We start from the raw sequence: 25,602 nt of genomic DNA, 5'->3' as shown, positions 1-25,602 counted from the left end.
AGGTTCCCCACCGGTATCGAGGCGGCTAGGCAGGCCGCCGCCGCCCAACGAAATCCACGAAGGCGCGCAGCGGCGGCGGCATCTGGCGCCGGCTCGGATAATAGAGATGGAAACCGGGGAAGGGCGGCGTCCAGTCATCCAGCATGCTCACGAGGCGGCCGGCGGTGATATGTTCCGCCACGTGATAGTCGAAGAGATAGCCGATGCCGACGCCATCGAGCACGGCCCGCAGCATCAGGTCGTTGTCTGTGGTGCTGAGTGGCCCCGAGACGGCCACTTCGAGCTTCTCGTCGCCGCGTTCGAATTCCCAGTGATAGAGGCTGCCATCCGTCGGCCAGCGGGAGACGACGCAAGAGTGGTCGCGCAGGTCTCGCGGCGTGTCCGGCAGGCCGTGGCGTGCGATGTAGTCGGGCGAGGCGACCACGACGAGCCGCATCTCGCCGCCGAGCTTCACGCTCACCATGTCCTTTTCCACCATTTCGCCCAGCCGGATGCCGGCATCGAAACGATCGGCGACGATATCGGAGAGTTTGTCATCCACGATAATGTCCATGACGATATCGGGATAGGCCGCATGGAAAGGCGCAATCAGCGGCGCCAGCCTGTGTACGATCGCGACCCGCGGCGCGTTGATGCGCAACAGGCCGGCCGGCTTATCGCGCAGCGCCGCAACATCCGCCACTGCCTGGTCGAGATCGGCAAGTGCCGGCAGGAGCCGGGCAAGCAGCCGCTGGCCCGCCTCACTCGGCGCCACGCTGCGCGTCGTGCGGTTGAGCAGTCGGATGCCCATCCGCTCCTCGAGTGTGCGGATCGTCTGGCTGAGTGCAGAGGCCGATATGCCGAGCCGGGCGGCCGCACGGGCAAAATTGCCGTGCTCGGCGACCGCAGCAAAAGCCCTGAGTTCGGCATAGTCGCTGCCGCGCATTATGCTCTCTTTTCTAAAGAAGTCATGCCGATAATGTAGCATTGTTGTCAGTATCAGCAAGGCGCATCTTCTGTCTGCAACACAGGAGATCATCCATGACTGATACATTGTCCCTTGACCGCTACCGTCTCCTCGGCCGTTCCGGCCTGCGCGTTTCGCCGCTGTCGCTCGGCGCCATGACCTTCGGAACAGACTGGGGCTGGGGCGCTGACGAGCAGGAGTCTCGCCGCATGTTCGACGCCTATGTCGATCGCGGCGGCAATTTCATCGATACCGCCAATCAATATACGGGCGGCACGTCCGAAACCCTCGTCGGCCGCTTTGCCGAAGGCCGCCGCGACGAACTGGTGATTGCCACCAAATACACGATCACCTCGCGCCCCAGGGATCCGAACTCCGGCGGCAATCACCGCCGCAGCATGGTCCGTTCGGTGGAAGACAGCCTGAAGCGGCTGAATACCGATTACATCGATCTCTTCTACCTGCACGCCTGGGATTTCACGACCTCGGTCGAAGAGGTCATGCGCGGGCTGGACGATCTCGTCACCGCCGGCAAGATCGTTTATGCCGGCATTTCCGATACGCCGGCCTGGCAGGTCGCGCGCATGCAGACGCTGGCCGACCTTCGTGGTTGGGCGCCGCTGGTGGCTCTGCAGATCGAATACAGCCTGATCGAACGCACGGTGGAGCGCGAACTGATCCCGATGGCCGCTGAACTCGGCCTCGGCGTCATCCCCTGGTCGCCGCTCGGCATGGGTGTCCTCACCGGCAAATATAGTCGTGCCGACCTCGAGATCGGCGGTGGCACCGCAAGTGCCGTCGGCACCCGCAAGAATGTCGCTGCCGGCAACGGTTCGCTGACCGAGCGCAGCCTCGGCATCGCCGRGGTCGTAAAGGAAATCGCTGCCGAGATCGGCAAGACGCCGGCGCAGGTGGCGATCGCCTGGACGCTCACCAATCCGGCAGTGACTTCGCCGATCATGGGCGTAAAGACGATGACCCAGCTCGAAGACAATCTCGGTGCGCTCGATGTTGCGCTGTCGGATGAACATCGCACCCGCCTCGCCGAGGCAAGCGCCATCGTTCTCGGCTTCCCGCATGATTTCCTCGCCAAGCCGCTGACGCGCGGTGTCATGTTCGGCGAGGTGACCATCGAGCCCCGTCATTGAAGTCTGAGGCATACAAATGAGAAAATGGCGCCGGAAACGGCGCCATTTGTCGTCGGGATGTTTTGCTTCGAAAGCGCAGTCCCTGCGCGTTCCAATCGCCGTTCGTGCCGCTCCGAGAAGTCACCGCCCAAGCGCGATCGAGAGCGGGACGGTAATGTAGCCTGACGGCGGTGCCGTCTCCCCTCCGGCCGGTGCGAGTACCGGCGGCGGCAGATTTTCATCTATTTTCGCCGGGCCGATACGGTTCCAGTCGTAGAGGAAGATTTCCTCGTAGAATTTGGCGATTTCGGCATCATAGAAGATCAGGCTCGCATCCCGGTTGAAGCCGGTGCCGGCTGTGGTCCAGTTGTGGCTGCCCATCAGTACGGCTTCGCTGTCGATGATGATTCCCTTGGTATGGCAGTTCTTCTGTTTGCGGATCTTATTGGTATCGAAGCCGTAATCCTTGGCGTTGCTGATGACGTCGCGATCCTCGGAGCCGAAGCTGCGGAAGATGATGCGCACGTCGAGCCCGCCCTTCTGCTTTTCGAGCAGCGCATCCAGCAGCCGGCGATAATTGTCGCCCACCGTTCTGGTGTTGAAGCTCTGGTTCTGGAAGTAGATCCGGCTCTTGGCCGATTGAATGAACGGCAGCACCACGTCGATATAGTTGTCGGGTGTCAGGATCGGCTGCACGTCGATTGTGCGCTCGCCGGTCAGCGGCTGGAAATAGCGCGGCTTTTGAGGCGCTTCGAGCGTGTCCATGGCGAGGTTGGCGGGCAGGAAGACCAGTTGTTCCGACACGATGCCGGCCTCCGTTACCGTCTTGGCCTCTTCGAGATCGCGCAGAATATGATCCTCGTAGAGTTTGCTGAGCTCAGCGTTTTCAAGGATGGCATGCCATTCGCGATTGTAGAGCCGGAGCGCCGATGGAGCGTCATCCTTGTTTGTCAAAGGCGCCACATTGGGCTGGTTGGAGCTCTGCCAGTTGCCGCTCGAAAGCCACATGGCATTGTGGTCGCGCACGGCGACCTTGATATGGTAGGCGGAATCGAAGATGCCGTTCGCCCCGACGCTCGCGGGCGCGAAATCGAACTTGTTACCCTTTGCATCGCGGATCTGCGCGACCGCTTCCGCATCCGTCAGATCGCCGTCATGCACCTTGCCGCCCATCTGCAGCACCATGGAGATGGTTTCGGCCTGGCCCTTGACCGCATCCAGCACGCCATTGGCGACATTCGTCGCTCCGAAATCATACATGGCAACGACCAGCGACTTCCGGGTCTTCGACAGGAATGGACCAAGCTGCGGCCAGCTCGCGTCGGGTCCGGTATGGATGACGAATTTGCCATTGACCGGGCGCCGGGTCAGCGGCAGATCGGGGCGCGGCTTGTAATTCGTATGCCAGCTCGCCGTCGCGGCCTCGTCTATATCAATGCCGAAGAGATCCTCCGCCGAGGCGACGGTGACGTCGGTGCGAACGCCATCGATATAGTCCGGCAGCTTCGTGCGGCCGCGCGATTCCAGGGCACCCAACTCGAGCTTGCGATTGACGGCGATCACGACGGCGCGCTGATCGGTGATCTCGCCATTCTCGAAGCGATAGCCTGGCTTGATTGCAACGACGTCGTCGCGGTTGGCAAACTGGGATCTTGCGCTGCGGACCGCTGCAAATACCTGCTCCTTGGTCGGCATTGCGATCGGCGAGGGGGACGGCGGATTGGGACCGGAACCGGTCGCGCTCACCACGATGGACGGCCCGGAAGGCGCGTTCGCCGGTCCGCCTGCGAGCGAGGCTTGCAATGCTGCAGTGTCCAGTTCGACGGTAATCTTCAGCGGTACCGTGAATGTCACCTTGCCGCCGCCGCTGCTGGTGCCGCTTCCGCTTTCCTCGTTATTGCTCACAATGACCTCCCCGTTCAATGGCTGTAGCAGTCCTCGGGCCCGCTGCAGGCAACGCCGCAGAACGGCTGCCGGCACCGCGTCATTCTCGATGAATTCGGTTCCGCTGTAGTGAAGCCCCATCACCCTGCCGGTGCCGATGTCGAGCAACGGAGAGCCGGAATTGCCGCCGAGGGTGGAGCAGGAATGGGTGACACGGTTCTCGTCGGCGGCCAGCAGGTTGCCGACTGCAAGCCGCTTCTTGGTGAAAACGCCGCCAAAAATCTTTTCGGCAAGTCTCTGATCGGAGAAGCGGGAATCGCTGGCGGGATAGCCGATTGCGGCAACCGGCAGGTTGCGCACCGGCACCTCGGAGGCAAGGTCGAGCTTCAGACGGCCGACCGGCGAGGATTTCTGTTCCAGCTTCAGGAAGGCAACATCGGGTCCGTTTTCAGGCACCACCCAGACGACACGTTCGATCTTCACTTCGTCGCTGGTGGCGTTTCCGAATTCCTCCAGGAAGTCGATATTGACGCCGATCTCGCGGCGCGCGTCGAAGCCGATCTTGAACTTGAAGCCGGTGCCGCTTGCTTCCGCAAAAAGGTTGGCCACGTGGCGGTTGGTGATGACAAGACCGTCATCGATCACCCATGCCGTTCCGGCATAGTCGCGGTCGGCATTGGTGACGTCGACGCGGCCGATCGAAACCATCGCCCGGTCCACGTTCGCAGCGTTGTCCGTGAGGATGCGGCGCCAGGCCTTCGCTTCCTCTCGGGCGCTGTCGATGTCGACGGCATTGTTCCTGACAAGGAAAACCGGCGTACCCACGGCAAAGACGATCGTCTCCAGGTCGCCGACCGGAGGTGGGCCGATATCGACCCCTTCTTCGACTGGCTGATCTCGGTTCATCAATGCGCGCACGCCGCCGTAACGGACGTTCATGGCGCGGCCGGCTTCATCAAGCCAGCCAGGCTTTTGCGCGCTGCTCATCAGCGCGTTGATATCTGCTCGAACATCTGGCGAGCTAGCGGCCGCAACCTGCTCCGCCACCTGCCGGACGCGCTGGGAGTCCTCCACTGTCATTCTGCCTCCTCCGTCCGATGGCGGACATTTCGTCGGTGTACGATGGGGATTGGCTGTGAAATCTATTGAGGGTTGTAAAATGGGAAGATACGTCCAGTTTATTACAGCCGCATGATGGCGTCGAGCCCAGCGCTTGCGCGACCGTTCGGTCGTCCTGAAAGCAAATATCCAGAAATATGCCGCGACTGTTTTGGGAGTTCCCTGAAAACAGAAAGGACCGTTTCGGTGAAATACCAAAACAGTCCTTTCTGATTGCCTTAAAAGATATTCCTTCAGGCCGAAAGCGTAAGCCCGATGCCCCACGGATCCCTAAGGAAGACGCCGCCGTCGCGCTTCTCGCTCTTGATCTCAAGCTCGTCGAGCTTGGAAACGGCCTTGTCGAGCGTTTCCTTGTCATTGAAACGGATCTTGTAGTCGGAAAGGCCGGTCATGTGATCGGCGCGGGTGCCGGCGCCGCGGCTGTTCCAGATATTGGCAGCGAGATGGTGGTGATAGCCGCCGCTCGCAAAGAAGCTCGCGCTCGGATAACGCGCCATTACCTTCAGGCCAAGCACGTCGCGATAGAAGGCATCCGCCTGCGGAATGTCGCCGACCTGCAGATGGATGTGGCCGATCGCGGTGCCGTCAGCCATGCCGGTCCAGGTATCCTCTGGTGCGCTGTTGTAGAGTGCCTGCAGGTCGAGGCGCAGCGTCGCCATTTCTACCATGCCGTCCGGATGGAACTTCCAGCTTTCATGCGGCCGGTCTGCATAGATTTCGATGCCGTTGCCTTCAGGATCGGAAAGGTAGATCGCCTCGCTGACCAGATGGTCGGACGCGCCCTCGAGGGTGACATTGTTGTGCGCGGCATGGCGCAGCCAGCGGGCAAGTTCGATGCGGTTTGGCATCAGGAAAGCGGTGTGGAAGAGGCCGGCGGCATTGCGGGGGGCCTCGCGCGCATTGCTATCCGTCGTCAGCGTCAAGAGCGGCAGGCCGGCAACGCCGAGAACTTCGCCGCTTGTGGTCTTTTCAAGCACCGAAAGGCCAAGCATCTTCTGATAGAAACCGGAGACCGCGGCTAGGTCTTTCACGACCAGATGCGAATGGTCGATATAGGCAGGGCGCGTCAGCGCATAGGATGTTTCTGATGACGTCATGGAATGATCTCCTGCCCTGGAATTGAAAGGCGTACCGGCGGTGGCGGCAAATGTGCCGCCCGTAGCGAGCGCGAGGAATTTTCGCCGGTCCATTCGCCTGTAAGCTCCTCTCGGCTGCTGTACTTGATCCCTATATGGCGCATTCTCATTGTTCACAGAAGGCTCGTTTTTGACGATGAAGCGTTCTGCAAACGTTGACGATGGCTCGCGCCCCACTTGATATCAGTCAATGCGCTTTATCTATCTAGGGAGGAGATCGATGACGAAGATCAACACCTCAAGGAGGATCGCATGTACAAGAAGATCATCGTTCCAGTTGAAATCGGCGGCATCGAAAAAGGCGAGAAGATTTTCCGCAAGGCGGCAAAGCTGCTCGACAATGGCGGTGAGATCATCCTCCTCAATGTCGTCGAGGATATTCCAACCTATGTCGCCATCGAATTGCCGGGAAATGTCGTCGAGGATGCCATGAAGGAAGGCCGCGACCGGCTGAATGAACTCGTCGCCAAGACCGGCATTCCGGCCACCGTCGAAGTCCGCAACGGCCCGCCCGCCAACGGCATTCTTGCCGCTGCGGAAAGCCATGGCGCCGATCTCGTCATGATCGCCTCCCACATTCCCGATATCTACAATTATTTCATCGGTGCCACCGCCGACCGCGTGGTGCGCCACGCCAAGTGCTCGGTGCTGGTGGATCGGTAGGACGTGAAGCCATGGATATGAAACTTCAGGAAAAGATTCTGCGCGACCGCTGGCACGAGCTGACAGCGCGCCTGCGCAAGATCGACACGGACCTTAGCCGCACCAAGGCGGCCGATGACGACGACCGCGCCATCGAGAACGAGAATGACGAAGTGCTGGAAGGTCTCGGCCAGGCCGGCGAGGATGAGTTGCACGCCATCGACGCCGCCCTCGAACGCATCGCCAAGGGCACCTACGGCACCTGCGCCCGCTGTGGTGCCCGGATATCGGAAGCTCGCCTCGCGGTGCTGCCGCAGACGCCGCTCTGCGAAGATTGCGCGGCAGGCAAGTAAGTGTGTCATCAAGAACGAGCATGGCTCGTCACAAAGATTTAACCTGACGCCACCGGGCGTCCGGTTGCGCCTTGGCCAATTCAATGCGACGATCCCTTCTGCTGAGTAGGGGTGCGCGCATGGGCGAAATCAACGGCATTCGCTGGGCCTACGACAGATATGAGCTAATCGCGGACGGCATCGTCCACGGCGTCGGACTGTTCTTTGCCCTGATCGGCGTGACCGTGCTGATCTTCTACGCCACCCTCTGGAGCCCCGCCGGTGCGCTGGTTGCCGCCTGGGTTTACGGCGTCGGGCTGGTGCTGACCCTCGGCATTTCCTTTTCCTATAATATCTGGCCGGTTTCGCGCACCAAATGGTATCTGCGCCGGCTTGACCACTCGGCGATCTTCATCCTGATCGCCGCCACCTATACACCCTTTCTGGAGCGCGGCGCCGACGATCCGCTGCTGTCTGGCATGCTGATCGTCATCTGGCTGATTGCCGCCTTCGGCATCTTCGTCAAATGTGTCTTTCCGGGCAAATATGATCGGCTGGCGATCCTGCTTTATCTCGCCATGGGCTGGAGCGGCGTCTTGGTGGCCGAGCCCGTCGCCTCGCGCATTCCCTATGCTTCCATGCTGCTGATCGTCATCGGCGGTATCATCTATTCGCTGGGCGTCATCTTCCATGTCTGGGAGAGGCTGCGCTTCCAGAACGCCATCTGGCACGGCTTCGTGGTGGCCGCCGCCGCCGTGCATTATTCGGCCGTGTTGACCTGCGTCAGCCTCTCGGTCCCCGCCTTCTGATATCTGGCGTTTACATCGGCCCGCGCCCGGCGTATGCCCCGGCGGAAGACCATTCCGAACCGGGCCTGCCAAATGACCGATACCGTTCTCATCCGGGACGCCGCCGAAGCCGATCTTCCCGCTATCAGAGATATCTACAATCACGCCGTCGAGCACACCACGGCAATCTGGAACGAAACGCTCGTCGATCTCGACAACCGGCTGGAATGGTTCAAGGCGCGCAAGGGCAGGGGCTTTCCGGTCATCGTCGCCGAAATGGACGGCAAGGTCGCCGGCTACGCCTCCTATGGTGATTGGCGCGCTTTCGATGGCTACCGCCACACGGTTGAGCATTCTGTCTATGTCGACAAGGATTGCCGCGGTGCCGGCATTGGCGAAAAGCTGATGCGCGCATTGATCGAGCGTGCGAGCGCCGGCAATATCCACGTCATGATCGCCGGCATCGAGGCCGAAAATGCCGCCTCCATCAAATTGCACGCGAAATTCGGCTTCCGCATCGCCGGCACATTTTCCGAGGTTGGCATCAAATTCGGCCGCTGGCTGGATCTCACCTGCATGGAATTGCGCGTACCGAAAGCCTGACAGGGCCATCTCCAGATTGATTGCTGGCGGGGACTAACCATATTTTTATCGTAGTCTGCGCCTTGTAGAAATCTCTGATGGCGCGACTCGCGGAGGAGAGGTTGATGTTTGGACGCTCGGTGCTCGGTCTTTCGGCTTTTCTAGCCATGGCAGCCTATTCGCTGCCGGTGATGGCGGCCAGTTGCGGCAGCACGGCTTCGCCGGAGCTCGACTGGCAGGAGTGCAACAAGAAGAATCTGATGCTTCAGGGCAGCGACCTCCAGGGCGCCAATCTGGCTGGCACGGATTTTTCGCTGACCGACCTCGGCGGCGCCAACCTAAAATCCGCCAATGCCGAAAAGGCGACCCTCGTTCGCGCCTCGCTTGAAGGCGCTACCGTGCAGGGCGCGAACTTCGGAAAAATCGAAGCCTATCGATCGACTTTTGCCAGGGCCATCGCCGATGGTGCAAGCTTCGCCGGTGCGGAGTTGCAGCGGGCCGATTTCACCGGGGCGCAGCTGACGAAGGCCAACTTCGAGAAGGCCGAGCTGGGTCGGGCCAATTTCGACAAGGCGGTGCTGACCGGCGTCAGCTTCGCACTCGCCAATCTTTCCCGCGCCGATCTGACGGGCGCAACCTTTGAAGGTCCGATCACCTTCGACCGAGCCTTCATGTTTCTGACCCGCATCGAGGGGCTGGATCTGTCCGCCGCCACTGGCCTGCAGCAGGCGCAGATCGACCTTGCCTGTGGCGATTCCTCGACGAAGCTGCCTTCGGGGCTTTCTATCCCCTCAGGCTGGCCTTGCCCGCAGGAGCAGGACTAGCGCCTTTCCAGCAAAAGTTTGCAGCCGGGCTTTGCGTCCGGAATTGCGTGAAAACAATAAAGCCTTTCCTGCTCAGGCGAGACGACCAACCGGAATGATCTCCCGCGACCGCGCATGGAAGGGGTTGCCTTCCCAGTCGCCATACCATGCATCGATGGTGAGCCCGGCGTCGCTGATCATTCTCGCAAGCTTGTCGCGCGGCGTGTAGAGGATTTGCGAGCGCCCGGCGAAGTGCTCGCCGGTCGAGAGCACCCGATAGCCGTTCTCATAGGAAAGAATGCCGGTCGCCTCATCGTAATGAGACTCGTCCGAGGCCTCTATCGCACCGAGTTCCGCATGTTCGAGCTGGCGCACGCTGCTATGACGTACGTCGCGCTCCGCGTAAAAGCCGGGATTGCGCGTATCGAACACGAAGCGGCCGGCAGGGCTGAGATGTGCTGCGATCGTCGCAAGGGCGCCGCGCTGGTCCTCTTCCGTCAGGAACACCTGGAACGCATGGCCCGTCAGCACGACGAGATCGTATCTCTTCCTGAGGCGAACGGTGCGGGCGTCACCCTCGATCCATTCCACCTTGTCGCCGCCCGGCCGCGCCCTGCCGATGTCGAGCATCGCGGCAGCGGGATCGACGCCGGTGACGTTGCGCGTCGCGGCGAGCGCTGCCGTCAGCTCACCCGTCCCGCAGCCGAGGTCGAGCGCGGAATTGGCGTCTTCCGCCAGCTTCATGCAGAAGTCGAAATCCGGTCCCCAGCGATTGGCCGTATCGTAGAATTGTGCAAGTGAAGGATCGCGGTAGAGAGGATCGTCGGAACTCGTGCTCATGCGCCTCAAATCTTCTCGCTGATGTAGAGATAGCGTTCCACTGTCTCGCCGGCTGCATTCTGCTTGCTGAAGACCTCCCGTCGCTGATGCACCCGCCCGGCGACCTTCTGCGAGGGAAGATTTTCCAGGCTGACGATACTGACGAGGCGCGACAGTCCCATGACTGAGAAAGCATGGTCGCGGCAGGCAAGGGCGGCCTCGGTGGCAYAGCCCTTGCCCCAATAATCCGGCCAGAGATGGTATCCAAGCTCCAGCTCCATTCCGCGCGATGTGTCCTGCAGCGTGATCCCGCAGTCGCCGAGCAGATCGCCGCTCTCGCGATCGATCATCGCCCAGAGGCCGAAACCATTTTTCTCGTAGCTTCCGAAGGCGAGCCTGTCGAAGAAATCGCGCGTTGCGGCGGCATCCTTCACGGAAGGGTAATACCGCATGCACAGCGGATCGGCGAAGATGCGCTCGAGCGCCGGCAGGTCCGCGACGGTGATTTCGCGCAACACCAGCCGGTCGCTGCGCAGGATTTCCCGGATGATGGACATTGTTTCATCCCTCTGTCATGGAGCGTGCCTAAGCCGCGCCTACCTCTTCCTCCCGATTTATACGAGAGCTCCCGCCATGGCATCTGCAAAGATACGCGTCATCATTATCGGCGCCGGTATTGTCGGCGCTTCGCTCGCCTTCCATTTCGCCCGGCGTGGAGCCACTGTCCATCTGGTAGAGGAGAATGTGCAAGCCGGCAGCGGCGTGACGGCACGTGCCTTCGGCTGGGTGAATATCATCAACGTCGCGCCGGGAGCAGTCAATTACCGCCTGGTGCAGGAAGCGCTCGCCGACTATAGCCGCCTGCAGGCCGATCTACCGGATGCCTTTACAGCCGCACGTCCCGGCTCTCTGTTCTGGCTCAAAGGTACTGCCGAGACCGAGGCCTTTGCCGCAGCCCATCGCGCCGCAGGCACGGATGTCGAACTGGTCGATGCCGCAGCGATTGCTGCATGGGAGCCCAATCTGCGCCAGCCTCCCGCCTGCGCGATCTTCTCGCCCGGCGATCTCGCGCTCGACCCTGCAAGGCTGTCACGCGACCTTATCGATGCCGCCGGCGTAACCGCCACCTTTGGCCGTAAGGTCGAAAGCCTCATCCTTTCGGGCGACCGGGTGAGTGGCGTGCGTCTGGCCGATGGCACGATCGAGGCCGATCTCGTGATCCTCGCAGGCGGAACAGCGGTCGACCGCCTGACGGAAGGCCTGGGCTTCCGAACCGGCGTCGAAGCCTCGCCCTCGATCATCCTGCGCTATGCCTGCGCGGAGCCTGTCGTGAACCGTATCCTCCGCGGCCCCGGCCTGGAAATCCGCCAGTCGACGGACAACATGCTGCATGTCGCCAAGGGTTATATCGACGATACCTCGGAAAACGCGCCGGAAATGGTCGGCCAGCGGATCTTGAAGGTCATGCATGAGCGCCTGCGCCTGCCCGAAGGCGTGTCACTGGTCGAGGCGGCCGCCGGTTACCGGCCCTTCTTCTCCGATGGAATGCCGCGGCTCGGTTTCCTGCCCGGCATCGCGGGCGCCTATGTCGCCGTCGGCCATCCCGGCGTCATTCTCGCGCCGCTGCTCGGGCGGCTTGCCGCCGAACATGTCCTGGAAGACCGGCGCTCGCCGCTCATCCCATCCGCTGGGCTGATATGAAAAAAGCGGACCTGGTTGGGTCCGCTTTTCTTTTATTTACAAGGCTTTACTTGCCGGGCTCGAAAACCATTGCGTGCCCGTTGATGCAGTAGCGCAGGCCGGTCGGCGGCGGTCCGTCCGGGAAGACGTGACCGAGATGGGCCTCGCAGGCGCCGCAGCGGATTTCCGTGCGCACCATGCCGTAAGTGCTGTCGCGGTGCTCGGTCACTGAGTCAGGCGAAACCGGTTCGAAATAGCTCGGCCAGCCGCATCCTGCATCGAACTTGGTGTCGGAGCGGAAGAGCGGCGCATTGCAACTGACGCAGCGGTAGAGTCCGGTCTCGAAGGAATCCCAATAGGGACCGGTAAAGGCGCGTTCGGTGCCGTGCTGGCGCGTTATGCGATACTGCTCGGGGGTCAGCAGTTCCTTCCATTCGGCATCGGTCTTGTGAATTTTTGGTGTGGTGGTCGTTTCGGCCATGGAGTGCTCCTTTCGCCGATGGGGGCAATCTCTTTCGTGCGCAAATGTGGTGCGCTGAGCACGATTGATCAAGTCTGGGATCAGGCCTCAGGATCAAACCTGCCGCGTCAAGGCCCCAATTACCATCTACCCAATTCGGGGGAAGACGACGAATCACCCGTGCTTTATCTTTAGTGTGCCATTAAGCTTAATGCTGCGTGTTTCGGGGACAAACGGTGTTTCATACTCTGATGATTGTTCTGTACGGCGCAGTCGCCGCAATCGCCCTGGGCGTGACCCTGCTGGAAGGCTGGGTCAATCACGACCGTTGGACGGTGCATCGCATTGCCGGCCTGATCGCCTGCATTCTCTGGCCTTTGCCGCTTGCTTTCTTCGTCCTGCACGGCTCCTTTTCCCGTCTCGTCACGCGCCTTTCCTGAACGTCAAGCCTGTGAAAACCGCCGCCTGCATCCATTGCGGGTTGCCGAAATTGCTTGAGGCTATCAGCCGATTCGCCTAAGCCTTGGAAAAGGCTGCTTGCCGGCTTTCATCCGTGCTCACGGGGAGGGGACATGGCCGATGTCACGGCTCTGACATTTCTGGCCCTGTGTCTGCCGTTGATCGGCGCTCTCGCGGCTCCCTTCATCATTCGCGCCTTCGGCGCAGGCGGCGCCTGGCTGCTTGCCGTCGCCCCTTTGCTTGCCTTCCTGCATTTCCTGCGTCTCGTGCCGCAGATCGCTCATGGCGAAATCATAACCGGCGGTTATGACTGGGTGCCGGGCTTGGGCCTGCGCTTTTCCTGGTTCCTTGACGGGTTGTCGCTCACCTTCGCCCTGCTCATTACCGGAATCGGCACGCTGATCGTGCTTTATGCCGGCGGATATCTGAAGGGCCATCCGGATCAGGGCCGGTTCTTCTCCTTCATCTTCCTCTTCATGGGCGCGATGCTCGGCGTCGTGGTGTCGGACAGCTTCCTGATGTTCTTCATCTTCTGGGAGCTCACCTCGATCACCTCCTTCCTGCTGATCGGCTTCGACCATGAGCGGGAGGCGGCACGACGCGCCGCTTTGCAGGCACTCGTCGTCACCGGCGGGGGAGGGCTGCTGCTGCTTGCCGGCTTGCTCCTGCTCTGGGGACTGACAGGCGTTGCGCAGCTATCAGAGCTGCTGCAGTTCGGCGATGTCGTCAGGGGCAGCCCGCTCTATTTCACCACCCTGTTGCTGGTGCTCGGCGGTGCCTTCACCAAATCGGCACAGTTTCCATTCCACTTCTGGCTGCCGAATGCCATGGAAGCGCCCACACCCGTTTCCGCCTACCTGCATTCCGCCACCATGGTGAAGGCCGGCGTCTACCTGCTGATGCGGCTGAACCCGGTCATGGGCGCGACGCCCGCATGGGAGGTCCTGCTGCCCGTCTTCGGCGGCCTGACGCTCGTTACCGGCTCGGTGCTTGCGATCCGCCAGACGGATCTGAAGCTGCAGCTCGCCTATACGACCGTCTCTTCGCTTGGCCTGCTGGTGCTGCTGACCGGCTTCGGCTCGGACTCATCCATCGAGGCGGCTGTGCTCTATCTGGTGGCACATTCGCTCTTCAAGGGCGCGCTCTTCATGATCGCCGGCATCATCGACCATGAGGCTGGCACGCGTGATATCACCCGGCTGCGGGGGCTGCGAAGGGCCATGCCGCTGACCTTTGCGATCGCCATGGCGGCCGCCCTTTCCATGGCCGGTCTGCCGCCGTTCTTCGGTTTCCTCGCCAAGGAGGAAATCTACACGGCTCTCGCCGGTGGCGATCTTTATTCCATCCTCGTCACGGCCATCGCCGTCTTCGGCAATGCCCTGATGTTTGCGATCGCCTTTGCCGTGGCGCTGAGGCCCTTCCTCGGCCGGCCGATAGAAACACCGAAACATCCGCATGAGGCGCCGGTCCTACTCTGGTTCGGCCCGGCGATTCTCGCTGTCGCGGGGCTGCTCGCGGCGCTCTTTTCCGGTTTCACCCATGCCATGATTTCCTCGCCCATGGCCTCTGCCGTTGCGGGTGAAGCTACGGCCATCTCCATTTCTCTGGCTCCGCATATCGGTGTGCCGCTTGCCCTGTCGCTGCTGACGATAGTGTTCGGCGTCGCCGTTTATTGGCATCTCGACCGCGCCCGCGCGCTTGTGGCCCATGTTCTGCGCTCCGCCCTTGGTCCCGATCGCGGTTTCGATCACGTCATCTCCGGGCTTGTACGTTTCGCGCACCGCTTCATCGGTATCGTCCAGCCGAGACGTCTCGATATCTATGTCGCCTGCACCTTTGTCTGTGTGGCTGCGATCCTGCTCGTGCCGCTCGTCATCCATGACGAACTGCCGCTAGGCTTTGCCTGGCCTGCAGACCTGCGCCTGCGCGAAGCGGGCATCATGCTCATCGCCATGCTCGGCCTCGTCGCGGTGCTGATCGCCCGCGACCGGTTGACGGCGATCGTCTCGCTCGGCATTCAGGGTTTTGCTGTCGCCCTGATCTTCCTGCTCTTCGGCGCCCCGGATCTCGCTTTCACCCAGTTCATGGTCGAAACGCTCGCGGTCGTCATCCTCGCCCTCGTCATGACCCGGTTGCGCCTGTCGCCGACCGATCCGCGCCACGGCGCCCGCCGTCTCTTCGATATCGCGCTTTCACTCGCCTGCGGCCTCGGCTTCGCGCTGCTTTTGATGCGTGCCACGGAAGCACCGTTCAACACGGCGCTCAGCGATTTCTTCAACACTCATTCGAAGCTGATCGCCCATGGCGCCAATGTCGTGAACGTCATCATCGTCGATTTCCGCGGCACGGACACGCTCGGCGAAATCGCCGTCGTGGCGGTGACGAGCCTCGCCATCCTCGCGCTCATCCGCATCCGCGGCAATACGGAGCGCCGGCTGGCGACGAACGATCCGGATGCGGAGGAGGCATGAGGCGGGTCTTCGCAAAACCTGTCGGCGTCGGCATCCGCCTTCTCGTGTCTGGCCACCCGGCCACGCAGAGAAGCGGAGGCGCCGCATGAACACAGTCATCTTCCGCACGATCGCTCCCTTTATCACCGCGCTGATGCTGCTCTTTTCCGTGTTCATCCTGCTGCGCGGCCACAATGAGCCGGGTGGCGGCTTCATCGGCGGGCTGATTGCCGCTTCGGCTCTGGCGATCTACGGCATTGCCTTCGGCGTTGAGGCAGTACGCCGGGCGATCCGCTTCCACCCGCTGGCGATTGCCGGCTTCGGTCTGCTGCTCTCCTGCCTCGCCGGCCTGATCTCTATCCTCTTTGCCGTGCCCTTCATGACCGGCCTCTGGGTCTATCCCGTCGTGGCAGGCGTGGAGGTACCGCTCTCCAGCGTCATGCTCTTCGATCTCGGCGTCTATTTCGTGGTGCTCGGCGCCGTCGCCTCGATCGCGCTGGCGCTGGAAGAAAGGGAGGTGGACTGATGGAGGCGCTCTTTGCCATCCTCGTCGGCCTGTTCTTTTCGGCCGCCATCTATCTGATCCTGTCGCGCTTCTCGATCCGTATCATGCTCGGCATCGCCATTCTCGGTAACGCCGTGAACCTGCTGATCTTCACGGCAGGAAGGCTGACCCGGGTAGTGCCGCCGATCATACCCGCCGGGGCCGACATGCTGCCATCAGGTGCGGCCAATCCGCTGCCGCAGGCGCTGATCCTGACGGCGATCGTCATCTCATTTTCCTTCCTCGCTTTCCTGCTGGTGCTGACCTACCGCGCCTATCAGGAGCTCGGCACCGACGATACGACCCGCATGCATGATGCCGAACCCGAAGACCGGCCGCTGCCGCCTGTGGGGTATTGAGGATGGTTGTGCGGATGCTCACCCCCCTCTGCCCGTCGGCTACCAAGGGAGGCACCTCCTGATGGCCGTTCCCATCACTGATCTCGCGGCCGCCATGGTCACCACCCCGGTCCCGCCGGCCCGTTGGCTGGCGATCCTGCCGGTCGTGCTCTGCATCAGCCTCGGCGCGCTGCTCCTGATGCTGCGGGACCTTCCCCGCTTGCAGGCATGGATCGCCATCGCCGGCCTTGCCGTCCTGCTGCTTCTCGACGCCGCTCTCCTGCGGCAGGTCGTCGAACACGGTCCGCTCACCATGGTCATGGGCCGCTGGCTGCCGCCCTTCGGCATCGCTTTCACGGTCGATGTCTTCAGCGCGCTGATGGCGCTCGCCGCAGCGGTCGCGGCCCTTGCCGCCGGCATCTATGCGCTCTCGGATACCACCGAAAGCGGCCGGCGCTACGGTTTTTTCCCGCTGCTGATGCTGCTGATGGCTGGTGTCACCGGCGCATTCCTGACCGGCGATATTTTCAACCTCTATGTCTGGTTCGAGGTGCTGCTCGTCTCCTCCTTCGGCCTGCTGATCCTCGGTTCCGAACGGGCGCAGATCGATGGCGCGCTGAAATATGCGGTGCTGAACCTCATCGCCACGACACTGTTCCTCATCGCTGTCGGCATCCTCTATGCGAGCTTCGGTACGCTCAACATGGCCGATATTGCCGAGCGGGCAGCCGGCTTGAGCGGCACGGCGCCGCTGATGACGCTCGCCTGCCTCTTCCTGCTCGCCTTCGCCATGAAGGCCGCGGCCTTTCCGGTGAATTTCTGGCTGCCGGCCTCCTATCACACGCCGCGCATCGCCGTTTCCGCGCTCTTTGCCGGCCTGCTGACCAAGGTCGGCATCTATGCGCTGCTGCGCGTTCTGGTCATGCTGCTGCCGGCCGAGCGCGATGAGCTCAGCCTGCTGATCGCAATCGTCGGAGCCCTGACCGTTCTCGTCGGCGCATTGGGTGCGCTCGCCGAAACCGATCTGCGTCGTCTGCTCGGCTATGTGGTGATATCAGGCATCGGCAACATGTTGGTCGGTGCCGCACTCGGCACCGCCGATGGCCTCGGCGGGGCGGTCTTCTATGCGCTGCATTCAGTGGTGCTGATGACGGCGCTCTATCTTCTGGCCGGCGAAGCGGGCAGGCGGGGCGGCTCCTTCTCGCTGGCCGCGCTCGGAGGCCTTTATCGCCAGAGCGGCTGGTTTGCCGCGATTTCGCTCATGCTGCTCCTGGCCGCCTGCGGCCTGCCGCCCTTTTCCGGCTTCTGGCCGAAGGTGCTGCTGGTCAAGGCCTCGCTCGATGTTGGCGCCTGGTGGCTGGCGGGCGCGATCCTGCTCGGCGGCTTCCTGCTGACGATCGCCTGTGGCCGCGTCTTCCTGTTTGCTTATTGGCGCCCCGCCCCCCTGGCGCTCCCGCCGGTGCGAACCGGGTGGACGGTCGGCCTGCCGCTTGCTGCATTGACGATCCTCGTCATCGGCTTCGGCGTCCTGCCGGAGCAATTGCTTCAACTTGCCCGATCGGCCGCGGACGGGCTTGCCGATCCCTCCGCCTATATTTTTTCCGTCTTTCCGGAAGGGACTATACGATGATTGTCCTGTTCCTCAGTCTGCCGCTTGCCATTGCCTGGGTCGCCGTGACCGGCAGCGCCTCGCCGCATAATTTCGTTTTCGGCCTCGTCCTGTCGCTACTGTCGCTCGCCGTCGTGCGCGAGGCCTTTGCCGACCGTTCGCCGCCGCGCCGTATCCGCCCGCTGCACATCCTCCTGCTTGCCGGCCTTTTCCTGAAGGAATTGGCACTTTCAGCCTGGCGGGTGGCGCTGACGGTGCTTTCGCCGCGTATGCAGCTTACTCCGGGCATTCTCGCATTCCCGTTGACGGTGACGAGCGATTTCCAGATCACTCTACTTGCCAACCTCATCACGCTCACGCCCGGCACGCTCTCGGTCGATGTGTCAGCGGATCGGCGCACGCTCTATGTGCACGCGCTGGACTGTGCCAATCCGCTGGCTGTCAGACGCGATATTGCTGACGGATTCGAGCGCCGTATCATGGAGGCCTTCGGATGATAACGCCCGCCGCCATCGTTTCCACTGCCGCAATCGCAGCGCTTGGCATCCTATGCGTGGCGCTCCTCATAACGGTTTGGCGGGTCATTGCCGGCCCCAGCCTGCCGGATCGCATCCTGGCGCTCGACATGCTGACGGGCATCGCCATCGGCTTCATCGCTGTCGTCGCGGTGCGCACCGGCTTCTCGCTTTACATCGATATCGCCATTGCGCTCGGCCTCGTCGGCTTTCTGGCAACCGTCGCCTTCGCCCGTTTCGTGCTCTCGCGCGGAGACGCTGGCCCTGAGACGCGAAAGAGGAGCGAATAATGATGGACTATGCGCTTGCTATAGTCACCGCCGTCCTGCTGCTGGCAGGCGCCTTCTTCGCGCTGGTGGCCGCGATCGGTATCGTGCGCCTGCCGGATCTCTATACGCGCATGCATGCCGCTTCCAAGGCCGGCACGGTCGGTTCCGGCTTGTTGTTGCTTGCCGCCGGGCTTTACTCGGGCGAACTTGCTGTGCTTGCAAGAGCGCTGGCCGGTTTCCTCTTCTTCATCCTGACGGCACCGGTTTCTGCACACCTTCTTGCGAGAGCTTCGCATATATCAGGGCATTTCCCGGCCGATATCTCAGTACGTGACGATATGCGAATGCGATGATGGCGGGGCTACTCAGAATTTTAAGCAATTTTACGCAAACTTATGCACCGGAAGCACGAGTAAAGCTTGCTGAACTGCTGACCAATTCTTTGTGATGGATTTTTTTTCTAGGAAAATCACAATTAATAATTGGCCTTTTGCGAAAACGATGCTATTTGAAAATCCAAGTAGAGTTCTGATTGTGAATTAGAAACGTACTGCTTCCAAGTCCCTTAGCCTTGATTACCAATGTCTAACTGGGTGACGGCCTGGAAGAATACGTAGTAGCTCACCTTCAGGCAGTATTGGTGCAGAGTACGGTCTTCGGAATCTAGGGGTGGATTCCGGTTTTTCGAAACAAAGGCTCTAACCTGCTCTTTTGCTGTTTGGCTCTACGACGAGGGTTCTTCGTCTTTTGGGAGAAGGACCGTTTGAGCATGCTAACAGGAGAAAGAATATGACGGATATGGCGACCGGCAATGCGCCGGAGCTGCTTGTGGAACTGACGGCCGATATCGTCGCGGCCTATGTCAGCAACCACGTTGTCCCGGTCAGCGACCTGGCCAATCTGATTTCCGATGTACACTCGGCATTGAGCAACACATCCGTACCGCAGCCGGTGGCAGCGGTCGTCGAAAAGCAGAAGCCCGCAGTCTCTGTCCGCAAGTCCGTACAGGACGAGCAGATTACGTGCCTGGAATGCGGCGGCAACTTCAAGTCCTTGAAGCGCCACCTGATGACGCATCACAATCTCGCGCCGGAAGAATATCGCGAGAAGTGGGACCTGCCTGCCGATTATCCGATGGTAGCCCCGGCCTATGCCGAAGCGCGTTCGCGCCTCGCAAAGGAAATGGGTCTGGGACAGCGCCGCAAACGCGGCCGCGGCTGAGGCTTCTCACACCGCTGGACGATACGAAGAGCCGGGCCTGGTGCCCGGCTTTTTTGTATTCGCTCTCCGAAAATGACGATCCCCCTTCAATGATCTCATCACCGCTGTGTGCAAGGCGGAAAAATTATGTGGTCTATTGGCCGCTCTTCGGCGAGCGGTTCTTCAATCGATGATGAACCGGCCTCGCGCGCAGAATTCCTGATAGTCTCCATGAAACAGGGGCACAGGACTGGGGATTAATCGCTTCACTGATTGAAACCTGCAAACTCAATGCCGTCGATCCGCAAAAGTGGCTGACCAGCACTCTCACAGCAATCGTCAATGGGCACAAACAGAGCCAAATCGAACAACTGCTGCCATGGAATTATGCGAACAAAATACCATTATCTTTCCAATAAAATTCGATAAGGGAGTCACTCATTGATTTCGTTAAGACCGATGCGAGAAACTGAGTTTTCAGCTTATCTCGACTATTTTATTCCTGACTATGCATCCGAGATCGCCTCTAACTACCGGCTTTCCGACAGTGAGTCTTTTGCACAAGCGAAACGGGAAATCGCATCTGACTTACTAGACGGCGTCCATACGATCGGTCACATTTTGCTGTGCCTGGTCGATCCGACCGAAAGCCCTGATAAGGTTGTTGGGTACCTATGGTACAAGCAGGATCCGGCTATGCAAGTTGCATTCATCTGCGATTTTCACATCCTTCCTGAATACCAGGGTCAAGGCTTGGGTAAACGGGCGTTGGAAGTTTTGGAAAACGAGGTAAAACGCAAAGGTTTTCAACAAATAAAGCTTCGAGTGGCTGACGATAATAAACGTGCTAGGCATGTTTATGAGGCTACAGGTTTTCGGGTGACCGGAATCAATATGAGCAAACCGCTCGTGTCCAGGTGAACTTAGGGCGAGTCCATACCGACGACAACTGCGAGATCGGGGATGACGACGCACAGAATATGCATAAATTTGCCACCTCAAAATCGTCGTTCTATTCAGCCTGTTGAGATAAAATATCGCAACAGCCTCAATCGTTGCTGGTCTTCTTAAAACCGAGAAACTCCTTTCGGCACTTCTGTGAAGTGCTCGTCCGCATAAAGCGAAATAACTACGTGCGAATAGAACACCGGTTACTCTTCGAATGACTTTCGGCCACTGTCATCTACCTTCAAAAAAAGCGCGGCAAAAAATGTCGGCGCGGCGATAGCCCATCCGTCTCTAGGGCAGGCAGGCGCTCATGCCGCCGTAATAAGAGGAGAAGAGACAATGCGTGTAATGGTCATCGTCAAGGCGACAGCAGACAGTGAAGCGGGCGTCATGCCCTCGACTGAGCTTCTGGAGGCCATGGGCAAGTATAACGAGGATCTGGTCAATGCCGGCATCATGCTGGCGGGCGAGGGCCTGCATCCGTCTTCCAAGGGAAAGCGCGTTGCCTTCGATGGCCCGAAGCGCCTCGTCATCGACGGTCCCTTCGCCGAGACCAAGGAACTGATCGCCGGCTACTGGCTGTGGCAGGTCAAGGACATGGATGAGGCGCTGGAATGGATCAAGCGCTGCCCCAATCCGATGCCTGGCCCGAGCGAAATCGAGATCCGACAGGTCTTCGAAGCCGCCGATTTCGGCGAAGCCTTCACGCCGGAGCTTGCCGAACAGGAAGAACGCCTGCGCGAAAGAATGGCTGACGGCAAATAATCCCATCAGGGGATATTATACTCGGGCGCCCGGCGGATTTCCTCCGGGCGCTCAGCCGTATGTGATCGCAGCTCTGTATTATACCGATCACGCGCCCTCAGGCGGCAGCGCGTACACGCGCTTCCTCGCGGATGCGGTTCACCATCGAGCGCAGCCCGTTGGAGCGTTGCGAGGAGAGGTTTTCGGTGAGCCCGATCGTGGAGAAGATCTCGAAGGCATCCAGCGAAGTGATTTCGGACGCCGTCTTGCCGGAATAGGTGGCGAGCACAATGGCGACAAGACCGCGCACGATATGCGCATCGGAATCGCCTTCGAATGTCATGACCGGATTGTCGGGATTGCCTAACGTATGCGTCACCAGCCACACCTGGCTGGCGCAGCCCATCACCTTGTTCTCGGAAGTCTTCTTCTCGTCGGCCAAATCAGGCAGCGCCTTGCCGAGTTCGATGACGTACCGGTAACGGTCTTCCCAATCATCCAGGAAGGAGAAGTCGTCGATGATCTGGTCGAGGGTCGCCATGCTGTCAGGCCTTTCACTGTTACTGGATGATATAGGTGAAACGACCGCAGATTTGAACTGTTAAAAAGAAACGCCGTGAGGGATGGGCATCCTCACGGCGCAGCAAAGTGCTGAAATAAACAGGGCAGGCACGTCAGGCATGGGGCATCTCCGCGTCATGCGGACCACCGATGCAAGCTTGGGGGCGGGCGGATGCCCGCGAAATTCGTCAGATCGCCGGCTTCGGCGTCGGCAGCGGGATCGTGCCGGCCGGAATGGTGCCAGCCGAGATAGTACCAGTCACGACCCGTTCGGCCGAGGCACCGTCATCGACCGGCGGGCGGTAGGGCTGCGGCAAGTGCGGCATCGGCTGGTTCAGCGCGGCCTGTGCCTCGCGCACCGTGTTGGTGACGGCCTCCGGCAGGGAAGGAACGGCGAGTGCCACAGGCGCCGGCGGCACGGCCGTCTTTGCGGAAGCCATTTTGGAGCTGTCATCCCTAAACTGGCTGTCGAGCAGTTCATAAGCGACACGGGCGCCTTCGCGGGCCCGGTAGCCGAGAGCCGTCAGGGTTTCCCCACCCTTGGTGCAGACGTCGGGCTTTTCGGAGCACATGCCGGTCATATAGTCATAGGCGCCGCTTGCCGCCGTGAAGGCGTCGGAAAGCTGCAATTGCGGGTGGCCGGCATTGTCGAAGCTCTCCGAGCTGAAAACGGAGAGAGCGACGAGCACAAGGCCAAACCAGAATGATCCTTTGATCAGAAACCACATTGTCTTGCCCATCCTGTTTTCCCGTCCGGTCTTGTCGCCGAATCGGGCCGGTTGTCCGGTGTGTTTGCACCCTACCGCCAAGTTGCGAATGCCGCTTTTCGAAACTCACTGGCATTTGCGGCAAATTTGTCTCGAATTTTAATGATCGGTATTTTCGGGGCATTTCAGTCAATTTCTACCTGATGTCGTTAAGCATGGTGGCAGCCGCCGCCTGCAATCGTTGGGCTTTTGGCCCGCCGCTCTGCCACAAGAGTTAACGCAATGCTGAAATATGAGGAAAATCCGTCGCTTACCTACTATTAACCACAAAATTCAAAGAGCCATACGGATGGCCCAAAACGGGACTTTTAGCGTTTTTGGGCTGTGGAAGGCGACTTTGCCTTATCCTTTCCTTAAGCCGAGGGGGCCTATTGTCCGGGGTAATGAAAGGCCTTTTCGGGCAGGTATTGCGTGCGTGTATTGAGTGACATTGGCGGTCGGGCGACAGCCCTCGTGGACCGGGCAGCGGCAGGCTGGCTCTCCCGGACGAGCGGTGGCGAAGCTGTGCGCCAGAGCGAGCTCGCGATTCTGCGCCGCCTCGTCTTCCTGTCTTCTGCCGCTCTTATTGCCGCTCCGGTCGGCCTCTCCATCGTCACCAGCCCAGCTGTTGCGCTGCCGGCCGGTGTCGCCACCGTCTGCGCCGCCTTTCTCTTTTCCGCCGTCGGCAGCATCGCGCTGGCCCGCCAGGCTATCCCCCAGCACGTGGCGGCAGCCAGTGCCGACGATCTCTTCCTTGAGATGAGCCCGGGCCTCGTGCTCTTCCTCGATCCGCATGGCAGCGTGACCATGACGGGCGGCCGCGACAAGCGCGATTATCTCGCCTGGATGCGCGACCTGAAAGGCCGAGGCTTCTTCGAGCAGGTGCATGTTTCCGACCGCATTCTTTTCCTGCAGGCGCTGGATGCACTACGCCAGGGCGAAGAAAAGGCAATCGTCGATCTCAGGCTGGAGCGTCCCTCGGTCTCGCGCGATAACAGGCAGTTCGCTTACCTGCGCATGGATATGACCGCGCGGCGCGATATCGACGGCATGCTTTCGGCAGTCGTTGCCCAGTTGCATGATGTTTCGGTAGAACAGCGGCTTCGCGCCGAGGCGCAGGCGCGCGCGACCGATGCGGAATCGGCCAATGACGCCAAATCCCGCTTCCTTGCTGCCGTCAGCCACGAACTACGCACGCCGCTGAACGCCATCCTCGGTTTTTCGGATATCCTCATCGGCGAATATTTCGGCAAGTTCGAGAACGAGCGTCAGCGTGAATATGCCGGCCTGATCCGTGAATCCGGCGCGCATCTGCTCTCCGTCGTCAACACGATGCTGGACATGAGCAAGATCGAGGCCGGCCGCTACGAGCTGATGCTCGAGCCTTTCGATATCGGAGCATCGATCCGCTCCTGCGAATCGATGCTGGCTCTGCAGGCGAAAAGCAAGGGTGTCACTCTGACGAACCGTGTCCAGCGCGGTATCGGAGAGGTCGTGGCCGACCAGCGCGCGCTGCAGCAGATCCTCATCAATCTCGTCGGCAATGCCGTGAAATTCACCGAAGCTGGTGGTGTGGTCACCGTCGATGCGGCCATGCGCGACGGCATTCTCAAGCTGACGGTCAGCGATACCGGCATCGGCATTCCGGCCGACAGGCTCGCCACACTCGGCCAACCTTTCGTCCAGATCCAGAATGATTATACCCGCCGATTCGAGGGCACGGGTCTTGGCCTCTCGCTGGTCAAAGGCCTGGTCGCCCTGCATGGCGGTCATTTCGCCATCGCCAGCCAGCCGGGCGAAGGCACGATCATCACCATCGAGATCGCCGCTGATGGTTCCGGCGCCTGCACCGGCGAGGATACCGGCCAGACGGGGGCCGTCGAGTTTCCGCCGCGACTGAAGGGTGCGGTGGTCGCCGCAGAACTGGAGGAGGGGCTCTTCGATGGCCGCGCGCAAGCGAAAATCGCCTAAAGGTAGGAAAGGGCGGCAGCAGCCGGGCCTTTTGATGACCGGTGTGGCGGCGCTCGGCGGTGTCGGCCTGCAGGGCGCGACCGCGCTCGGTGGCCTCGGTCTCCAGGGTGCTGGTGCGCTCGGCGGCGTCATCGGCCGCAATCCCTCCATTGCCGGCGGCACGATCGCTTTTGTCGTCATTTTCTCTTTCGTCGCCGCCAATGCGCTCTGGTATCAGCCGGGCGCGCACCCGCATCCGATCTTCCGCACGCGCGATCCGGGCGCGCCAACCGCCATCGGCTTTCGTCCGCAGGCCGAGCCGCAAGGCGATGTCACCACGTTCCGCATCGAGCGGCCGGACGATGCCACCGCGACGACCCAGACCACGCCGCCACCTGCCGTGGCCGGCCAGCAGCCGAACCAGCTCGTGATGGATATCCAGAAGGAGCTGATCCGCCGCGGCCTCTATAACGGCAATGCCGATGGCGTCATCGGCCCGCGCACCAGTGCCGCCATCCTCTTCTTCGAGGAAACGGTCGGCATGGCGCAGAGCGGCGATGCGACGCCCGAAGTGCTCGCAGCGCTCAGAACCGATGCCGCCGGCCCCTCGACCATACCCGTCGAAAAGCCGCGGGAGGATGTGACGTCGAAGGCGACGGAGGAGGATCCGGTTGCAGCTGCCATCCGCAGCGCCGAAAAGACCGTCAAGACGGCGCCGTCCGCGCCGAAACAGGTTCCGCTGTCAGGCATTTCCAATGTCGATCTGGTGCTGAAGATCCAGAAGGGCCTCACCAACATGGCCTACGCCAATGTCGGCGTCGATGGTGTCGCCGGCGAACAGACCCGCGCTGCTATCAGACACTTCCAGAAGCACTATAATCTTCCGGAAAATGGCGAGCCGAGCGAAGCCGTGCTGAAGAAGCTCAAGGAAATCGGCGCGCTTTAAAGCAA

The 25,602-nt window shown here is 60.8% G+C and carries 28 protein-coding genes and 1 pseudogene; 21 read left to right on the top strand and 8 right to left on the bottom strand.

The features are described from left to right. Positions 1-25: 25 nt before the first annotated feature. Complete coding sequence (locus AC1DM5_RS19865) at positions 26-925, bottom strand: LysR family transcriptional regulator (RefSeq protein ID WP_477821666.1); 900 nt, start codon at positions 923-925, stop codon at positions 26-28. A 95-nt stretch (positions 926-1,020) separates the two neighbouring features. Between AC1DM5_RS19865 and AC1DM5_RS19860 the strand changes: the two genes are divergently transcribed. Next, positions 1,021-2,094: an aldo/keto reductase gene (locus AC1DM5_RS19860; RefSeq protein ID WP_477975468.1), complete on the top strand. Its 1,074-nt coding sequence runs from the start codon at positions 1,021-1,023 to the stop codon at positions 2,092-2,094. A gap of 120 nt (positions 2,095-2,214) precedes the next feature. Here AC1DM5_RS19860 and AC1DM5_RS19855 read toward each other — a convergent pair whose 3' ends face one another. Beyond that, entirely contained in the window at positions 2,215-5,037 is a 2,823-nt protein-coding gene (locus AC1DM5_RS19855) for a phospholipase D-like domain-containing protein (protein ID WP_477975466.1), read from the bottom strand. A 272-nt stretch (positions 5,038-5,309) separates the two neighbouring features. Beyond that, positions 5,310-6,266, bottom strand: a complete 957-nt coding sequence (locus AC1DM5_RS19850; RefSeq protein WP_477821669.1) for a VOC family protein — start codon at positions 6,264-6,266, stop codon at positions 5,310-5,312. 198 nt (positions 6,267-6,464) lie between these two features. Between AC1DM5_RS19850 and AC1DM5_RS19845 the strand changes: the two genes are divergently transcribed. From AC1DM5_RS19845 to AC1DM5_RS19825, 5 genes are all read left to right on the top strand, one after another. Then, on the top strand, positions 6,465-6,875 hold the full coding sequence (locus tag AC1DM5_RS19845) for a universal stress protein (RefSeq protein WP_007821491.1): 411 nt from the start codon (positions 6,465-6,467) through the stop codon (positions 6,873-6,875). An 11-nt stretch (positions 6,876-6,886) separates the two neighbouring features. Continuing rightward, entirely contained in the window at positions 6,887-7,207 is a 321-nt protein-coding gene (locus AC1DM5_RS19840) for a TraR/DksA family transcriptional regulator (protein WP_477821670.1), read from the top strand. Between the two features lie 119 nt (positions 7,208-7,326). After that, positions 7,327-7,995: a PAQR family membrane homeostasis protein TrhA gene (gene trhA / locus AC1DM5_RS19835; RefSeq protein WP_477821671.1), complete on the top strand. Its 669-nt coding sequence runs from the start codon at positions 7,327-7,329 to the stop codon at positions 7,993-7,995. Between the two features lie 72 nt (positions 7,996-8,067). Continuing rightward, entirely contained in the window at positions 8,068-8,577 is a 510-nt protein-coding gene (locus AC1DM5_RS19830) for an N-acetyltransferase family protein (protein ID WP_477975464.1), read from the top strand. 104 nt (positions 8,578-8,681) lie between these two features. Further along, positions 8,682-9,380, top strand: a complete 699-nt coding sequence (locus tag AC1DM5_RS19825) for a pentapeptide repeat-containing protein (protein WP_310377943.1) — start codon at positions 8,682-8,684, stop codon at positions 9,378-9,380. Positions 9,381-9,452: 72 nt separating this feature from the next. On the opposite strand, the gene AC1DM5_RS19820 is transcribed toward AC1DM5_RS19825, so the two are convergent. Further along, positions 9,453-10,199 carry a class I SAM-dependent methyltransferase gene (locus tag AC1DM5_RS19820; RefSeq protein WP_477821673.1) on the bottom strand — a complete coding sequence of 249 codons (747 nt, stop codon included), beginning with the start codon at positions 10,197-10,199 and terminating at the stop codon, positions 9,453-9,455. Positions 10,200-10,204: 5 nt separating this feature from the next. Continuing rightward, positions 10,205-10,735 (bottom strand): GNAT family N-acetyltransferase, encoded by a 531-nt coding sequence (locus AC1DM5_RS19815; protein WP_477975462.1) that lies wholly within the window; start codon positions 10,733-10,735, stop codon positions 10,205-10,207. A gap of 76 nt (positions 10,736-10,811) precedes the next feature. Between AC1DM5_RS19815 and AC1DM5_RS19810 the strand changes: the two genes are divergently transcribed. Then, positions 10,812-11,879 carry an NAD(P)/FAD-dependent oxidoreductase gene (locus AC1DM5_RS19810; RefSeq protein ID WP_477821675.1) on the top strand — a complete coding sequence of 356 codons (1,068 nt, stop codon included), beginning with the start codon at positions 10,812-10,814 and terminating at the stop codon, positions 11,877-11,879. Between the two features lie 46 nt (positions 11,880-11,925). Here the strand turns inward: AC1DM5_RS19810 and msrB are convergent, their stop codons facing one another. Further along, entirely contained in the window at positions 11,926-12,339 is a 414-nt protein-coding gene (gene msrB, locus AC1DM5_RS19805) for a peptide-methionine (R)-S-oxide reductase MsrB (RefSeq protein ID WP_477821676.1), read from the bottom strand. 215 nt (positions 12,340-12,554) lie between these two features. Here msrB and AC1DM5_RS19800 point away from each other — a divergent pair, with 215 nt between their 5' ends. The 12 genes and pseudogenes from AC1DM5_RS19800 to AC1DM5_RS19745 all read left to right on the top strand — a co-directional run bounded on the left by AC1DM5_RS19800 (position 12,555) and on the right by AC1DM5_RS19745 (position 21,415). Then, positions 12,555-12,758, top strand: a complete 204-nt coding sequence (locus tag AC1DM5_RS19800; RefSeq protein ID WP_477821677.1) for a hypothetical protein — start codon at positions 12,555-12,557, stop codon at positions 12,756-12,758. 132 nt (positions 12,759-12,890) lie between these two features. Then, complete coding sequence (locus AC1DM5_RS19795; protein WP_477821678.1) at positions 12,891-15,248, top strand: putative monovalent cation/H+ antiporter subunit A; 2,358 nt, start codon at positions 12,891-12,893, stop codon at positions 15,246-15,248. A gap of 85 nt (positions 15,249-15,333) precedes the next feature. Next, positions 15,334-15,753, top strand: a complete 420-nt coding sequence (locus tag AC1DM5_RS19790; protein ID WP_477821679.1) for a Na+/H+ antiporter subunit B — start codon at positions 15,334-15,336, stop codon at positions 15,751-15,753. After that, on the top strand, positions 15,753-16,130 hold the full coding sequence (locus AC1DM5_RS19785; RefSeq protein WP_037105229.1) for a Na+/H+ antiporter subunit C: 378 nt from the start codon (positions 15,753-15,755) through the stop codon (positions 16,128-16,130). Before AC1DM5_RS19790 ends, AC1DM5_RS19785 begins: the two co-directional genes overlap by 1 nt. A 61-nt stretch (positions 16,131-16,191) precedes the next feature. Continuing rightward, positions 16,192-17,739, top strand: coding sequence for a Na+/H+ antiporter subunit D (locus tag AC1DM5_RS19780; protein ID WP_477821680.1), 1,548 nt, complete (start codon positions 16,192-16,194; stop codon positions 17,737-17,739). Then, entirely contained in the window at positions 17,736-18,215 is a 480-nt protein-coding gene (locus AC1DM5_RS19775; RefSeq protein ID WP_037105224.1) for a Na+/H+ antiporter subunit E, read from the top strand. Before AC1DM5_RS19780 ends, AC1DM5_RS19775 begins: the two co-directional genes overlap by 4 nt. Further along, entirely contained in the window at positions 18,212-18,523 is a 312-nt protein-coding gene (locus tag AC1DM5_RS19770; RefSeq protein ID WP_477821681.1) for a cation:proton antiporter, read from the top strand. Before AC1DM5_RS19775 ends, AC1DM5_RS19770 begins: the two co-directional genes overlap by 4 nt. Further along, the gene (gene mnhG / locus AC1DM5_RS19765; protein ID WP_477821682.1) at positions 18,523-18,855 is read left to right on the top strand and encodes a monovalent cation/H(+) antiporter subunit G; all 333 of its coding nucleotides are present in this window, start codon (positions 18,523-18,525) and stop codon (positions 18,853-18,855) included. The genes AC1DM5_RS19770 and mnhG overlap by 1 nt, the downstream gene beginning before the upstream one ends. A gap of 436 nt (positions 18,856-19,291) precedes the next feature. After that, positions 19,292-19,723 (top strand): Ros/MucR family transcriptional regulator, encoded by a 432-nt coding sequence (locus AC1DM5_RS19760; protein ID WP_007821525.1) that lies wholly within the window; start codon positions 19,292-19,294, stop codon positions 19,721-19,723. Between the two features lie 209 nt (positions 19,724-19,932). Continuing rightward, a pseudogene (locus AC1DM5_RS19755) lies at positions 19,933-20,121 on the top strand (transposase domain-containing protein); the annotation flags it as partial. A gap of 22 nt (positions 20,122-20,143) precedes the next feature. Then, positions 20,144-20,623 (top strand): GNAT family N-acetyltransferase, encoded by a 480-nt coding sequence (locus AC1DM5_RS19750; RefSeq protein ID WP_477975460.1) that lies wholly within the window; start codon positions 20,144-20,146, stop codon positions 20,621-20,623. Between the two features lie 366 nt (positions 20,624-20,989). Beyond that, the gene (locus tag AC1DM5_RS19745) at positions 20,990-21,415 is read left to right on the top strand and encodes a YciI family protein (protein WP_113301598.1); all 426 of its coding nucleotides are present in this window, start codon (positions 20,990-20,992) and stop codon (positions 21,413-21,415) included. A 97-nt stretch (positions 21,416-21,512) separates the two neighbouring features. Here AC1DM5_RS19745 and AC1DM5_RS19740 read toward each other — a convergent pair whose 3' ends face one another. After that, positions 21,513-21,935, bottom strand: a complete 423-nt coding sequence (locus AC1DM5_RS19740; RefSeq protein ID WP_477821684.1) for a SufE family protein — start codon at positions 21,933-21,935, stop codon at positions 21,513-21,515. Between the two features lie 208 nt (positions 21,936-22,143). After that, positions 22,144-22,683, bottom strand: coding sequence for a DUF5330 domain-containing protein (locus AC1DM5_RS19735; RefSeq protein WP_477821740.1), 540 nt, complete (start codon positions 22,681-22,683; stop codon positions 22,144-22,146). A 450-nt stretch (positions 22,684-23,133) separates the two neighbouring features. On the opposite strand from AC1DM5_RS19735, the gene AC1DM5_RS19730 reads away from it, so the two are divergent. Together AC1DM5_RS19730 and AC1DM5_RS19725 are read left to right on the top strand one after the other, a co-directional pair. Continuing rightward, a complete protein-coding gene (locus AC1DM5_RS19730) occupies positions 23,134-24,672 on the top strand; it encodes a sensor histidine kinase (RefSeq protein WP_477821685.1) in 1,539 nt (512 codons plus the stop codon). After that, positions 24,644-25,597 carry a peptidoglycan-binding domain-containing protein gene (locus tag AC1DM5_RS19725; RefSeq protein WP_477821686.1) on the top strand — a complete coding sequence of 318 codons (954 nt, stop codon included), beginning with the start codon at positions 24,644-24,646 and terminating at the stop codon, positions 25,595-25,597. The genes AC1DM5_RS19730 and AC1DM5_RS19725 overlap by 29 nt, the downstream gene beginning before the upstream one ends. Positions 25,598-25,602: the final 5 nt, after the last annotated feature.

The organism is Rhizobium sp. 01T437, from assembly GCF_056398505.1.
Note: the sequence above shows the minus strand (reverse complement) of the source record. Positions and strands in the feature narration are given on the sequence as shown.

Coding starts and splice junctions, on each gene's coding strand:
- AC1DM5_RS19820 (WP_477821673.1), bottom strand. CDS start 10,199: ATGAGCACGAGTTCCGACGATCCTCTCTACCGCGATCCTTCACTTGCA.
- AC1DM5_RS19735 (WP_477821740.1), bottom strand. CDS start 22,683: ATGTGGTTTCTGATCAAAGGATCATTCTGGTTTGGCCTTGTGCTCGTC.
- AC1DM5_RS19775 (WP_037105224.1), top strand. CDS start 17,736: ATGATTGTCCTGTTCCTCAGTCTGCCGCTTGCCATTGCCTGGGTCGCC.
- mnhG (WP_477821682.1), top strand. CDS start 18,523: ATGATGGACTATGCGCTTGCTATAGTCACCGCCGTCCTGCTGCTGGCA.
- AC1DM5_RS19810 (WP_477821675.1), top strand. CDS start 10,812: ATGGCATCTGCAAAGATACGCGTCATCATTATCGGCGCCGGTATTGTC.
- AC1DM5_RS19780 (WP_477821680.1), top strand. CDS start 16,192: ATGGCCGTTCCCATCACTGATCTCGCGGCCGCCATGGTCACCACCCCG.
- AC1DM5_RS19770 (WP_477821681.1), top strand. CDS start 18,212: ATGATAACGCCCGCCGCCATCGTTTCCACTGCCGCAATCGCAGCGCTT.
- AC1DM5_RS19725 (WP_477821686.1), top strand. CDS start 24,644: ATGGCCGCGCGCAAGCGAAAATCGCCTAAAGGTAGGAAAGGGCGGCAG.
- trhA (WP_477821671.1), top strand. CDS start 7,327: ATGGGCGAAATCAACGGCATTCGCTGGGCCTACGACAGATATGAGCTA.
- AC1DM5_RS19840 (WP_477821670.1), top strand. CDS start 6,887: ATGGATATGAAACTTCAGGAAAAGATTCTGCGCGACCGCTGGCACGAG.
- AC1DM5_RS19845 (WP_007821491.1), top strand. CDS start 6,465: ATGTACAAGAAGATCATCGTTCCAGTTGAAATCGGCGGCATCGAAAAA.
- AC1DM5_RS19865 (WP_477821666.1), bottom strand. CDS start 925: ATGCGCGGCAGCGACTATGCCGAACTCAGGGCTTTTGCTGCGGTCGCC.
- AC1DM5_RS19850 (WP_477821669.1), bottom strand. CDS start 6,266: ATGGACCGGCGAAAATTCCTCGCGCTCGCTACGGGCGGCACATTTGCC.
- AC1DM5_RS19740 (WP_477821684.1), bottom strand. CDS start 21,935: ATGGCGACCCTCGACCAGATCATCGACGACTTCTCCTTCCTGGATGAT.
- AC1DM5_RS19745 (WP_113301598.1), top strand. CDS start 20,990: ATGCGTGTAATGGTCATCGTCAAGGCGACAGCAGACAGTGAAGCGGGC.
- AC1DM5_RS19830 (WP_477975464.1), top strand. CDS start 8,068: ATGACCGATACCGTTCTCATCCGGGACGCCGCCGAAGCCGATCTTCCC.
- AC1DM5_RS19855 (WP_477975466.1), bottom strand. CDS start 5,037: ATGACAGTGGAGGACTCCCAGCGCGTCCGGCAGGTGGCGGAGCAGGTT.
- AC1DM5_RS19760 (WP_007821525.1), top strand. CDS start 19,292: ATGACGGATATGGCGACCGGCAATGCGCCGGAGCTGCTTGTGGAACTG.
- AC1DM5_RS19790 (WP_477821679.1), top strand. CDS start 15,334: ATGAACACAGTCATCTTCCGCACGATCGCTCCCTTTATCACCGCGCTG.
- AC1DM5_RS19785 (WP_037105229.1), top strand. CDS start 15,753: ATGGAGGCGCTCTTTGCCATCCTCGTCGGCCTGTTCTTTTCGGCCGCC.
- AC1DM5_RS19795 (WP_477821678.1), top strand. CDS start 12,891: ATGGCCGATGTCACGGCTCTGACATTTCTGGCCCTGTGTCTGCCGTTG.
- msrB (WP_477821676.1), bottom strand. CDS start 12,339: ATGGCCGAAACGACCACCACACCAAAAATTCACAAGACCGATGCCGAA.
- AC1DM5_RS19825 (WP_310377943.1), top strand. CDS start 8,682: ATGTTTGGACGCTCGGTGCTCGGTCTTTCGGCTTTTCTAGCCATGGCA.